Raw genomic sequence first — 12,460 nt, 5'->3', positions numbered from 1 at the left:
GGGGGCGTCGCCACGGAACTCGTGTCGGAGTTGCCGGTTCGGCTGGGGGGCACCGGTGCGGTCTGCCTGCCCGTGTTCGCCGGGCTGTCACAGGAGTTGCCGAACGCCGGGTTCAGCAACGCGATGACGTTGACGGTGTTTCCGCAGGCGTTGATCGGCACGTTCACCGGCACCTGCACGGTGTTGCCGGATAGGACACCGGGCGAGCCGTTGGACGTTCCGTCGGCGTTGGAGTCGGCGATGGCGGGGCTGCCATACAGAGACAGAACACTCGTCGCGGCGGCGGCCACGACTACCCCCCTGCTCAGGGTCTGTCGCACTCTTGTTGTCTTCCTGATTGAAGAAATAGGGAATCGACAAGCCGGCCCCGGATCGACGAGCTGTGGTCCGAGGCCGGCTCTGCCGCAGCCGTGCGGCTGGTGCGTTACCTCGTCAGTGGTTGGTGCACGCGGTGCCGAACGCGGGGTTCAGCAGGGCGAGAACGTCGACGCTGTCGCCGCACACGTTGACGGGAACGTGCACGGGAATCTGGATCACGTTGCCGGACAGGAAACCCGGGGAGTTGGTGGCGGACCCATTGGCGCCGGCATCGGCGAAGGCCGGAGCCGCCGCGCCCAGAGCCATGATCGCGCCTGCGACGACTGCAGCGCTCCTCTTCATGATTTTCCCTTTCTCTCCGGTCACGCCTCTTTGGCGGCTGACAACCGAGCGAGCACAGTTGGAACGGCTCGCACCATGACCGGCAGTTGTACAACGAGGAATAGACAGCCAGGGAAACTACGGAACATGAGCCGCCAGAGAATTCACCCGAATGCCTTGGCCGAGTTGCCACCCAGGCGCCGAAGGAACAGAAAACAGGATCACCTGAGTGGTGCGCACACGTACGTGAGGTTCAGCGGTTGTTGGTTCCGTTGGCGGACAGGGCCGAGATGTCGTCCAGGATGTGCGAGAGCGGCTCGTCGCCCTTGGCCTGGGTGGAGTTCTCCACGCACTGCTGGTTCTGCGGCGCGGACAGGACCGGGATGTCCTGGACCGTGACCGGCACGACTCCGACGAGCGAACCCGCGTTGACCTTGGCCGGCAGCCCGATGCAGGGCTTGTTCAGCGAACCCTGGACCAGCGAGAACTGTGGGCTCATGTCGCCGAACGCCGCCGAGTTGCCGAACGACTGCGAAGCGCCGGTGCCGCTGGTGGAGGTGGTCCCGGTGTCGTCGCCGATGGCCAGCGCCGGGGACGCGGCGGCGGCCGTACCCAAGAGGGCGGTGGCGACAGCCGTCGTCGCCATTGCCTTATTCAGCACGTGCTTTTCCTTTCCTGACGAGCCACACGTTCGCCCGCATCAGCGGCGTCCCGAGGGTCCGGTTCCGGAAGTTCACCCGGTCGGACCATTCACATTCGGCGGTCAGGAAGGCCCGGCCGCGCAACGCGCTCCCGCAGATATTCCGGCGTGGGCCATCGGAGTGAATACGAGCAACCAAACGGGCGTCCGGCAGTTGATCAGAACGCTCCGGTGGACGGGGCTTCTTCAGAAGGGAACAGCACGTGATCAAGAAGGTTCTGGCCACCGCCGCGGTCGCCGCTTCCGTTGTCGGCGCCTCCGCCGCCGTCGCCCCCCAGGCGCTGGCCACCGGCAATGACACAGGCACCACCTCCGCCAGCGGCAACAACGCTTCGCAGTCGTTCGGCAACTCCGCCACGTACGGCACCATGAGCCCGCAGATGGCGCTCATCCAGGGCTCCTTCAACAAGCCCTGCATCGGGCTGCCCGCCAAGGCCAACGCGGGTTCGCTCGTCGGAGTCGTGCCGGTCACGGTCCAGGACATCCCGGTCCTGTCCGCGCCGCAGAACCAGCAGTGCGTGGAGAACTCCACCCAGGCCAAGGGCGACGAGCCGCTCTCGCACATCCTGGACGACATCTCCGCCCTGTCCGCCAACGGCACCGGCAACAGCTGAGCAGTACGGCAGAAAGCCGTCAGGGCCGTTGTGCGAGCCTCGTCGGCGGGCCGCCGTTTTCCCACGGCGGCCCGTGCGCTTGGCCGTTCATCTGCCCCCACCACATCCGACGGGGAGGGCGGTCGCGCCACCCGGAGGCGCTGGACCGAACCAGGCACATTCCGCAACCAAGGACGGTGCCGCCGGGTTGGCGATCGCGCGACTCCCCGGATCAGCATTTTCGAAAGGGAATGAAAATGAAGAAGCTGTGGGCAACCGCGGCGGTCGCCGCTTCGGTCGCCGGCATCGCGGCTGCGGCCGCTCCCCAGGCGCTGGCCATCGGCAACGACACCGGGACCACCTCCACCAGCGGCACCGGCGCTTCGCAGACGTTCGGCAACTCGGCGACGTTCGGCGACATGAGCCCACAGTTCTCGCTGGTCCAGGGTTCGCTGAACAAGCCCTGTGTGGGGCTGCCGGCCAAGGTCAACGCGGGTTCGCTCGTCGGAGTCGTGCCGGTCACGGTCCAGGACATCCCGGTCCTGTCCGCGCCGCAGAACCAGCAGTGCGTGGAGAACTCCACCCAGGCCAAGGGCGACGAGCCGCTCTCGCACATCCTGGACGACATCTCGGCCCTGTCCGGCAACGGAACCAACAACCGCTGAGCAAGCTGCTCCCCGAGCGGCGGGTCACCGGTTCCCCCGGTGACCCGCCGCTCGCGTGCGCTACGTCCGGTACAGCGCCTCGATCCGCTCGGCGTACGCCTGCGTCACCGCGTGCCTCTTGACCTTCAGCGACGGCGTCAGCAGCCCGTTCTCCTCGGTGAACTCGCCCTCGACGAGCGCGAAGGCCCGGATGGACTCGGCGCGCGAGACGGCCTCGTTGGCGTAGTCGACCGCCTTCTGCACCTCCGCGCACAGCCGTTCGTCGTGGACGAGCTCGGAGAGCGGGGTGTCCGGCGGCAGTTTCCGCACCGACAGCCAGTGGGCGACCGCCTCCGCGTCGAGTGTGATCAGCGCGGCGACGAAGGGGCGGTTGTCGCCGACGACCACACACTGGCCGACGGGCGCGCGGCTGCGCAGCCGGTCCTCCAGGACGGCCGGCGAGACGTTCTTGCCGCCGGAGGTGACCAGGATGTCCTTCTTGCGGCCGGTGATGGTGAGATAGCCGTCCTCGTCCAGCGCGCCGAGGTCACCGGTGGCGAACCAGCCTCCCCCAGACTCCGTCCGGGGGGACCCCCAGAGCACGGCGTCCGTGGCCTGCCGGTTGTTCCAGTACGCCCCGAAGACCACCCCGCCCCTGATCAGCACCTCGCCGTCGTCGGCGATGCGTACGGCGACCCCGGGGATCGGCAGCCCGACCGTGCCGGGGCGGGGGCCGAGCGGGGGCACGATGGTGGCGGCGGCGGTGGTCTCGGTCAGGCCGTAGCCCTCGTAGACGACGATGCCGGCCGCGTGGAAGAACAGGTTGAGGTTGCGGTCCAGCGGGGAGCCGCCGCTGATGGCGTACCGCATCCGGCCGCCCAGCTCCTTGCGGATACGGCGGTAGACCAGCAGGTCGTACAGCGCCCAGGCGGCGTACAGACCGGGGCCGGGGCCCTTGCCGGTGCCGAGGAACTTCCTCAGGTACGCCTCGCCGAAGCGGACGGCGATCCGCTCGGCGCGGTCGAAGGAGGCGGCGCGGCCGATCTTCTCGGCGGTCGCCCGCCCGGTGTCGTGGATCTTCTCGAAGAGGTACGGCACCCCGACCAGGAAGGTGGGCCGGAACTCCTTGAGGGCGGGCCGGAGTTCGTCGGGCCTGACGCTCGGGAAGTGGCCGGTCTCGATGCGGGCCAGCAGGCAGGCGAGCTGCAGGGTGCGGCCGAGGATGTGGGCGAGCGGCAGGAAGAGCAGAGTGGAGGCGGTCTGGCCGGTGACGGCCTGGAACACCGGGTGCAGCAGTTCGACGGTGTTGGCGGCCTCGGCGTGCAGGTTGGCGTGGGTGAGGACGCAGCCCTTGGGCCGGCCGGTGGTGCCGGAGGTGTAGCAGACGGTCGCGATGGTGTCGGGGGTCAACGCGGCGCGGCGCTTGGTGAGTTCGTCGTCGGAGACGCCGTCGCCGAGGGTGGTGAGGTCGGCGAGGGCCCCTGCGCCGAGCTGCCACAGGCGGGGTGGGTGGGGATGGTCGGCGGTGCCGGTGGTGACCGTGGCGGCGTTCTCGGCGGTCTCGGTGACCACGTGCCGGGCGCCGGAGTCGCGGACGATCCACTCCACCTGCTCGGCGGAGGAGGTGGGGTAGACGGGCACGGACTGGCCGCCGGCCGCCCAGATCGCGAAGTCCAGGACGGTCCACTCGTAGCGAGTGCGGGACATGACCGCGACCCGGCCGCCCGGTTCGAGGCCGGCCGCGATCAGCCCCTTGGCGACGGCGGCGACCTCGGCGGCGAACGCGGCCGCCGTCACCGGACGCCACGCTCCCCGGTCGCGGCGGCGCAGCAGCACCGCGTCCGGGGTCTCGGCCGCGTGCGTGAACGGCAGGTCGGCCATGGAGCCGGTGGTCAGCGGGGGCGCGAGCGGGGCCGCGCGGACCTCGCGGACCGTGCCGTCGGCATCCCGGACGATCTCCACCGAGCTGCGCGCCGCCAGGTCGGTGCGCCGGCGTGCCCGTTTCAGATCCTTGCGTACACCCATGGCGGCTCCCGGCTCGTGCCCTGCGAAGGTCCTTGCCGCTGCGCCAACTTACTCGCCGGTAAGAAAAGGTCAATGGGTTGCGCACGTCCCTGTGGCGGCGGATCGGCCGGGGGCGGTCAGTCCTCGGGCTCGGTACGGCTCGCCTGACGGATGGCGTCGGCCAGGTCCCGTACGTCCTCGTCCTCCGTCTGCGCCGCGAGCCCGGCCGCCCGGGCGGCGAGGCGGGTCAGGCCCGGGGCGCCATGGGTTGCGTACGTCCCTGTGGCGGCGGATCGGCCGGGGGCGGTCAGTCCTCGGGCTCGGTACGGCTCGCCTGACGGATGGCGTCGGCCAGGTCCCGTACGTCCTCGTCCTCCGTCTGCGCCGCGAGCCCGGCCGCCCGGGCGGCGAGGCGGGTCAGGCCCGGGGCGCCCGGGAGGGCGGGGCCGGCCCGCAGGCCTTCGGCGCGCAGGGCGTCGGCGAAGTAGGCGGCGACCGCGGTGACCTGGAGGCGGGGGCTCGCCTCCCAGACGGAGCCGGCCAGGGCGCCGGTCTCCAGCTGTCCTGCGGCCTCGTGCGGGTCGCGGGTGCTCGGGTCGAGCCAGCGGACGGTCGCGGTGGCGAGGTGGCCCTGGGCGCCGGGCCGGGTGTGGACGGCGTACAACGCGGTCACGGTGTGGCCGGGGCCCACCTCGCCGCCGTCGACGTGGTCGTTACGGAAGTCCTTGTCGGCGACCTTGCGGTCGTCGTAACCGACGAGACGGAAGGCGGTGACGGTGTGCGGGTCGAAGGCGACCTGGGCCTTGGCGTCGCGTGCGGTCAGCTCGATGTTCTGCGGGAGCTGCTCGCAGAAGACGGTGCGGGCCTGGCCGGCGTCGGAGACGTAGACGGTGTGGCCGTCGCCCTTGTCGGCGAGGCGTTCCATGAGGGCGTCGCCGTAGTCGCTGCCCACGCCCACGCCGAAGAGGGTGATGCCGTGTTCGCGGCGGGCGCTGTCGATGCGGCGCAGGATGGCGTCCGCGCTGGTGTCGCCTTCGTTGGCGAGGGCGTCGGAGACGAGGACGACCCGGTTGGTGGCGCCCTTGCGCAGGCCCTCGACGGCGGTGGCGTATCCCTTCTCGACGCCCGCGCCGAGGTTCGTGGAGTACTGCGGCCGCAGGCCGTCGATGGCGTCGTGCACCTCGCCGCGGTGGCCGCCGAGCCGGGTCATGGGCAGCACGGTCTCGGCGTGCTCGCTGAAGGTGACCAGGGCCACCGAGTCGTCGTCGCGCAGCCGGTCCGTCATGGTGTCCAGGGACTGCTGGGCGAGGTCGAGGCGGCCGGGCTCACTCATGGAGCCGGAGACGTCGATGACGAAGGTGAGCGCGGCGGGCGGGCGTTCCGCGGTCGGCTCGGCGGACCTGGTGGCGAGGCCGACCCGCACCAGGGACCAGTCGGGGCGGTCGGTGCGGGCGCCGTCGACGGTGACCGTGAAGCCGTTGCCGTCCGGCCGCCGGTAGTCCTGGCGGAAGCTGTTGACGAACTCCTCCGGACGGATCGTGGACGGTTCGGGCCTGCGGCCGTCGGCGAGGGTGCGGCGGGCGTAGGTGTAGGAGGCGGTGTCGACGTCGAGGGCGAAGGTGGACAGCTGCCCGGAGGACCGCTCGGGCGGGGCGTCCTTGCCGTTCCGGCCGGGCGCGGGCGCCGGCTGGGCGGCGCCGTTGGACCGGTCCGCCGTGCTGTGTTCGCCCTGGCCCGCTGAACAGGACGTCAGCAGCAGGCCCGCGGCGAGGGCGAGCACGGGCAGCGGGCGGCGGACACTCGGGTGCCGGGGCCGTGCGCCCGGCAGCGAGCCGCGAGGCCTACGGGGCCGGGGATCCGCATCCGGCTCGGCAACCGTCGTCGCCCGTTCCCCTGTCCACCGCTTCCCTGTCCACCGCTTCCCTGCCATCTCGCCAACCCCCTAGGCCGGTTCAGAACGATCCGCCGTCGCGCGGCTCGTCTCGACTGTGACGGCGTGGGGGCGTGGAACGTGCGGACCGGGGTGTTGCGGATGGGTCTCGAAGCGGCCACGACGGCGGGCCGCCGAGACCGGTGGGTGACCCTCCGGTGACCTAGGAGACGATGTCCTTGCGGGAAAAACCCCGGAAGGCCAGGGCGAACAGCACCAGGGCGTACGTTATGGAGATCGCGGTGCCCTGGATCATGCCGGACCACTCCGGGTGCGGCTGGACGGCGTCGGCCCAAGCGAACTGCCAGTGCGCCGGCAGGAAGTCGCGCCAGTGGCCGAGCGCGGTGACGGCGTCCAGGACGTTGCCGACGATGGTCAGGCCGACCGCGCCGCCGACCGCGCCGAGCGGGGCGTCCGTCTTCGTCGACAGCCAGAACGCGAGCCCGGCGGTGACCAGTTGGGACACGAAGATGTACGCCACGGTCAGCGCGAGGCGCTGCGTCGCCGTGCCGGTGTCGAGCGCGCCGCCCGTCGGGATCTGCAGCGGACCCCAGCCGTAGGCCGCCGTACCGACCGCGAGGGCGACCACCGGGAGCAGGATCATCGCGGCGAGGCTCAGCCCGAGCGCCACCGTCAGCTTGGACCACAGCAGCCGGGCGCGGGGCACGGGCGCGGCGAGCAGATAGCGCAGGGAGGACCAGCTCGCCTCCGAGGCGACGGTGTCCCCGCAGAACAGGGCGACCGGGATCACCAGCAGGAAGCCGGCCGAGACGAACAGGTTCACCGCGGCGAAGTTGGCGCCGGACGCGGTGGCCGTGTCCATCAAGGTGATCCGGCCGTTGCGGCTCGACGGGTCGCCGCCGATCGCGAAGGCGATCAGCAGGACGAAGGGCAGCAGGCCGAGGATGGCCCCCATGACCAGGGTCCGGCGCCGCTTGAGCTGGCGGACCAACTCGACCCGCAGGGGCAGGGTGTGCCGGGTCTGGTAACCGGAGGCGACCTCGGTGAGCGTGCTCATGCTGAACCTCCGATCAGGGTGAGGAAGGCGTCTTCCAGGCGGCGGTGCGGGCCGACCGAGGCGACCGGCACCTCCAGCCGCACCAGGTCGGCGACCAGCCTTTCGGCCGTTCCGCCGGGGTCCAGCCGGATCAGCAGCCCGTCGTCGGTGCGCAGGGCTGAGGCGACGCCGGGCAGCGCGGCCACCTTCTCCACGACCGGCTCCTCCACGGGCGTGGCGGTGCCGACCAGCAGCGTGTCGCCGGAGCCGACGATCTCGCCGACGGGGCCCGCCTGGACGAGCCGGCCGCGGTCCATCACCACCAGGTGGGTGCAGGACTGCTCGACCTCGGCGAGGAGATGGCTGGAGACGATCACCGTACGGCCGCCGGCCGCGTAGCGGATCATCACGCCGCGCATCTCGCGTATCTGGGGCGGGTCGAGGCCGTTGGTGGGCTCGTCGAGGATGAGCAGGTCGGGCAGGCCGAGCATGGCCTGGGCGATGGCGAGGCGCTGGCGCATGCCCTGGGAGTAGGTGCGCACCGCGCGGGCGAGTGCGTCGCCGAGCCCGGCGATCTCCAGGGCCTCGTCCAGGTGGGCGTCCTCCGGCGGACGGCCGGTGGCCTTCCAGTACAGCTCCAGGTTCTCCCGGCCGGACAGGTGCGGCAGGAAGCCCGCGCCCTCCACGAAGGCGCCGACCCGCGACAGCACGGGTGCGCCGGGCCGGATCGCGTGGCCGAAGACGCGGATCTCGCCGTCGTCCGGGGTGATCAGGCCCATCAGCATGCGCAGGGTGGTGGTCTTGCCCGCGCCGTTGGGTCCGAGCAGGCCGAGGACCTGGCCCTTCTCCACCCGGAAGGACAGCTCGCGCACCGCGTACCGGTCGGCGGACTTCGCGTACCGCTTGCTCAAGCCCTTGATGACGAGCGGGACTTCGGCCAGCTCCGGGTCGGGCGCGGGGCCGGCCGTACGACGGCGGGCGGTGAGCAGGAGGGCGAGCGCGACCGCCGCGCCGGCCGCCGGCAGCCACCACACCCAGGCGGGCAGGGGTGCCGCGGCGGTGGTGACGGCGGGGGCCGTCGGCACGCTCAGGTCTCCCTTGAGGGAGACGGTGTAGGTGGCCGGCGCGGCCGGTGAGGCGTAGCCGAGGTCGGTGGAGGCGAGGATCAGGCGGAGCCGGTGGCCCTTCTGCACCTCGTGGTCGATCGCCGGGAGGGTGACCGTGACGTCCTTGCCGGCCTTGGCGCCGGTGACCCGGAAGGGGGCGACGAGCTGGGCGGGCAGCACCTGCTGGGTGCCGTCGGGGCCGACGTCGTAGACCTTGCCGAAGAGGACGGCGTCGTCGCTGGTCGAGGTGATGTGGAGGGTCGCGGTCGGGGTGCCGGTGATCTGCAGGTCGCGGGTGAGCGGCGCCGAGTCGAACATCGCGTACTGGCCGGGGAAGTCGAGGGAGACGCCGAGGCCGAGCGCGGACAGCTGACCGAGGCCGCCGGAGCCGCCGAGGCCGGGCAGGGCGGAGATGCCGGGTGGGCTGGCGCCGGCCGGGTTGGTGACCTGCTGCCGGGTGCCGCCGGTCAGGGGGATGGCGCGCGGGTGGTTGCGCAGGCCGGGGTAGGAGCCGGCGGTCGCGCCGCGCAGCTGGGCGGTGCCGTCGGTGGAGTTCACGCCTCCGGTGCGGGTGATCCGGAAGGCCGGGCCGGTGCCGGCGCTCTTGTCGCCCTTCAGATACCGGTCGAACCACGCACGCACGCGTGCCTGCACCCGGCCGGTCTCCATGTCCCCGCCGTCATGGCCGCCCGCGATCCAGTCGACGTCCACGGGGGCGCCGTTCGCCCGGATCGCCTTCTGGGCGGCGTCGGACTGGGCGAGGGTGAACAGGGAGTCCGTCTGGCCCTGCAGCAGCAGCGTGGGCACCTTGATGCGGGAGCCGACGGCGGACGGCGAGCGTTCCTGAAGGAGCTCGCGGGCGGCCGCGTCCGGGGTGCCGGACTCGGCGACCCTGTCGTACATCCGGCACAGCGCGGGCTCGAAGCGGGCGCAGCCGCCGCCGGTGTTGAGGAAGACGCCGGCCCACAGTTTCTTGAACACGCCGTTCGGGAACAGGGCGTCGGCGAGGTTCCAGTAGGTGATGGCCGGGGCGATGGCGTCGAGCCGGGGGTCGTATCCGGCGGCGAGCAGGGAGACCGCGCCGCCGTAGGAGCCGCCGGCCATGCCCACGCGCGGGTCGCCGGGTTTGTCGAGCCGGACCTCGGGCCGCTTCGCCAGCCAGTCGATGAGCCGGGAGACGTCGGCGACCTCGCCCTTGGGGTCGTTGAGCCCGATCTTCCCGGTGGACCTGCCGAAGCCGCGCGCGGACCAGGTCAGGACCGCGTACCCGTCCCGGGCGAGGTCCTCGGCCTGCTGCCGCGTGTCGTTCTTGCTGCCGCCGAAGCCGTGCGCCAGCAGGACGGCGGGGTGCCGTCCGGCGGTGGCCGGGGTGAAGAACGACGTGTCCAGGCGAACGCCGTCGACCGCCATGACCTGGTCGGTCCTGAGCACCGGGGGCGTGTCACCGGATGCGGCGGCCGTCCAGGTGCCGGCACCGGCGAGCACGACGGCGGCCGCGGCGGCGACGAGCCGACGCGGCCTCTTGAGCAGCCCTCGCAGCGAGAGCCGGCGAAGATCCATGCCTCAACGGTACGGGCCGTCACTGACAACCGATGGAGCCGGTGGGCTGAAACCCCACCCCTCCCGCAGGAGTACAGGGCCTGCCCGGCGTACACCAGCCGTGGTACGAAGAGCCATGGAGATCCGGAGGGCCACCAGCGTCGCCGAGGTCGTCGCCGCCGAGCACCTGTTCGACAACCCGGCGCGTCCGGAGTGGGCGGAGCGTTTCCTCACCACGGCCGGGCACCATCTGCTGCTGGCGTACGACGACGGCGGCCCGGTCGGCTTCGTCAGCGGGGTCGAGACGGTCCACCCCGACAAGGGCACCGAGATGTTCCTGTACGAGCTGGCGGTCGCGGAGCCGTACCGGCGCCGGGGCATCGGGCGCGCGCTGGTGGAGCGGCTGGCCGCGCTGGCCCGGGAGCGGGGCTGCTGCGGCATGTGGGTCGGGGTGGACGCCGGAAACGACGTCGCCCTTGCCGCCTATCGCAGTGCGGGCGGCAAGGACGACGGGACGTGCACGGTGCTGACGTGGGCCTTCGCCTGAGCGTCAGGCCCGGGCGCCCTCGGCGAGGGGCGCGGCCTGCGGGCCCTCCTCGGCCTCCTCCTCGGCCAGCCGGACGTCCTCCGGGAGGGACACCACCCAGCGGGTCTCGCGGCGCGGGCGGAGGTAGAAGGCCCAGTAGAGGGTGGCGACGGCGGTGATGCCACCGGTCCACCACAGGTAGGTCGGGTCCTGCTCGACCAGGATGTAGACGAGGACGGCGATCAGCAGGACCGGCATCGCCGGCCACAGCGGCATCCGCCATGCCTTCCTGCCGCCGTGGGCGCCGCGCCGGGCGAGCAGCGCGGCGATCGCGACCAGCAGGTACAGGCCGGTGACGGCGACGCCGGTGACGCCGTAGAGGGTGTCGAGGTTGACGAAGCAGAGGAAGGCACCGGGGACGCCGACGACGAGGGTGGCGACCCAGGGGGAGCCGAACCGGCCGAGCTTGGCGAGGGCGTTGTTGACCGGGGAGGGCCAGGCCTTGTCGCGGGCGGAGGCGAACAGGACGCGGGAGTTCTGGATGACCATGACGATGCCCGCGTTGATGATCGCGAGGGCGACGCACAGGCTGACGAAGGTGCCGACGGCCGAGTTGCTCCAGGCGATGACCATGCTGGAGATGTCGCCGCCGGTCAGCGTCTTCAGGTCACCGGCGCCGAGGGTGATCGCCACGACCGGCACCAGGATGACGACGCTGGAGATGGCGAGGGTGGCGAGGACGGTGCGGGCGACGCTGCGGCGCGGGTTCTCCAGCTCCTCGGAGAGGTAGATGGCGGTGGAGAAGCCCTGGGTGGCGAAGAGGGCGATGGCGAGCCCGGAGAGGACCATCATGGCCGTGACCGGGTTGACGTGACTGTGCTCGCCGGCCACCTGCAGCGAGCTGACGAGGCTGCCCGCGCCGCGGTGGGAGTGGGTGAAGCCGAGCAGGGCGACGAGCCCGGCGGCGACGACCTCCAGGACCAGGAAGATGCCGGTGATCCAGGCGTTGGCGCGCAGGTCCAGCAGACCGGCGAGGGTGGCCGCGATCATCACGCCGGCGCCCGTCATGGACGGGTCGAGGTGGACGACCGGGGCGAGGTAGTCGGCGGTGCCCATGGCGATGACCGGAGGGACGATCATCACGACGAGCAGCGACATCACGAAGGCCAGCCAGCCGGCGAGCCGTCCGGCGAGGGTGGAGACGATGGCGTACTCGCCGCCCGCGCTGGGGATGAGGGTGCCCAGCTCCGAGTAGCAGAAGGCCACGGGGATACAGAGGAGCGCGCCGATGGCGATGCACAGGGCCGTCGCCGTGCCCAGGCTGGAGAACAGGTCCGGCACGATCACGAAGAGCGTGGAGGCGGGCGTGACGCAGGACAGCGTCAGCAGGGTGCCGCCGACGACACCGATGGACCGCTTCAGGCCCGGTGAGTGGGCGGGCGCGGTGTCGGCCACGGACTGCGGGAGCGTGTCGGTCATGCGGCGGTTCCGATCGACTTGAGCGGCTGAGGGTGGGGGACGGGAGCGCTATCGCCTCCGGCGGATCGTCGTACGTTCATCTCGTCCGCTCCCGGCCCGCATAGGGAACCCCGACGAAAACCGCCGCGTCAATGGCCGTTTACCTTCGGAATCCGCACTTGCGGAGGGCCTTACGCCACATCACATTCCCAGGCTGCGCGGCCCCATAGAGGCATCCATCCAGCCCTTGGTAAATGTGACCTTGCTTTCGAAGGTAATCCGCACACAACCCCTTCATCATCCGTTTCGTCCGGCGTAAACGAG

At 71.5% G+C, this 12,460-nt stretch carries 11 protein-coding genes; 3 read left to right on the top strand and 8 right to left on the bottom strand.

What is annotated here, in order from left to right; all coding sequences use genetic code 11:
- The 3 genes from AB0M27_RS25255 to AB0M27_RS25245 all read right to left on the bottom strand — a co-directional run.
- Positions 1–320, bottom strand: a 320-nt coding sequence (locus AB0M27_RS25255) for a chaplin (protein ID WP_365724324.1), incomplete at its 3' end; no start/stop codon positions are given.
- Between the two features lie 112 nt (positions 321–432).
- On the bottom strand, positions 433–660 hold the full coding sequence (locus tag AB0M27_RS25250; RefSeq protein WP_365724322.1) for a chaplin: 228 nt from the start codon (positions 658–660) through the stop codon (positions 433–435).
- A gap of 232 nt (positions 661–892) precedes the next feature.
- Positions 893–1,300 (bottom strand): rodlin, encoded by a 408-nt coding sequence (locus tag AB0M27_RS25245; RefSeq protein ID WP_365724320.1) that lies wholly within the window; start codon positions 1,298–1,300, stop codon positions 893–895.
- Between the two features lie 242 nt (positions 1,301–1,542).
- Here AB0M27_RS25245 and AB0M27_RS25240 point away from each other — a divergent pair, with 242 nt between their 5' ends.
- Both AB0M27_RS25240 and AB0M27_RS25235 read left to right on the top strand, forming a co-directional pair.
- Positions 1,543–1,953, top strand: a complete 411-nt coding sequence (locus tag AB0M27_RS25240) for a rodlin (protein ID WP_365724318.1) — start codon at positions 1,543–1,545, stop codon at positions 1,951–1,953.
- Between the two features lie 236 nt (positions 1,954–2,189).
- Positions 2,190–2,597 carry a rodlin gene (locus tag AB0M27_RS25235; RefSeq protein ID WP_365724316.1) on the top strand — a complete coding sequence of 136 codons (408 nt, stop codon included), beginning with the start codon at positions 2,190–2,192 and terminating at the stop codon, positions 2,595–2,597.
- A gap of 60 nt (positions 2,598–2,657) precedes the next feature.
- Here AB0M27_RS25235 and AB0M27_RS25230 read toward each other — a convergent pair whose 3' ends face one another.
- The 4 genes from AB0M27_RS25230 to AB0M27_RS25215 form a co-directional block, all read right to left on the bottom strand.
- A complete protein-coding gene (locus AB0M27_RS25230; protein ID WP_365724313.1) occupies positions 2,658–4,601 on the bottom strand; it encodes an AMP-dependent synthetase/ligase in 1,944 nt (647 codons plus the stop codon).
- Between the two features lie 286 nt (positions 4,602–4,887).
- Complete coding sequence (locus AB0M27_RS25225) at positions 4,888–6,360, bottom strand: von Willebrand factor type A domain-containing protein (protein WP_365724311.1); 1,473 nt, start codon at positions 6,358–6,360, stop codon at positions 4,888–4,890.
- Between the two features lie 313 nt (positions 6,361–6,673).
- The gene (locus AB0M27_RS25220; RefSeq protein WP_365724309.1) at positions 6,674–7,528 is read right to left on the bottom strand and encodes an ABC transporter permease; all 855 of its coding nucleotides are present in this window, start codon (positions 7,526–7,528) and stop codon (positions 6,674–6,676) included.
- A complete protein-coding gene (locus AB0M27_RS25215; RefSeq protein WP_365724307.1) occupies positions 7,525–10,173 on the bottom strand; it encodes a CocE/NonD family hydrolase in 2,649 nt (882 codons plus the stop codon). Before AB0M27_RS25215 ends, AB0M27_RS25220 begins: the two co-directional genes overlap by 4 nt.
- A 115-nt stretch (positions 10,174–10,288) precedes the next feature.
- Here AB0M27_RS25215 and AB0M27_RS25210 point away from each other — a divergent pair, with 115 nt between their 5' ends.
- Complete coding sequence (locus AB0M27_RS25210) at positions 10,289–10,699, top strand: GNAT family N-acetyltransferase (protein ID WP_365724305.1); 411 nt, start codon at positions 10,289–10,291, stop codon at positions 10,697–10,699.
- A 3-nt stretch (positions 10,700–10,702) separates the two neighbouring features.
- On the opposite strand, the gene AB0M27_RS25205 is transcribed toward AB0M27_RS25210, so the two are convergent.
- Positions 10,703–12,157: an APC family permease gene (locus AB0M27_RS25205; protein WP_365724303.1), complete on the bottom strand. Its 1,455-nt coding sequence runs from the start codon at positions 12,155–12,157 to the stop codon at positions 10,703–10,705.
- Between the last annotated feature and the right edge of the window lie 303 nt (positions 12,158–12,460).

Source organism: Streptomyces sp. NPDC052107 (assembly GCF_040680215.1).
In the GTDB taxonomy this organism is placed as follows: Bacteria; Actinomycetota; Actinomycetes; order Streptomycetales; family Streptomycetaceae; genus Streptomyces.
The sequence above is the reverse complement of the archived record's forward strand: the minus strand, read 5'-3'. Positions and strand labels throughout refer to the sequence as shown.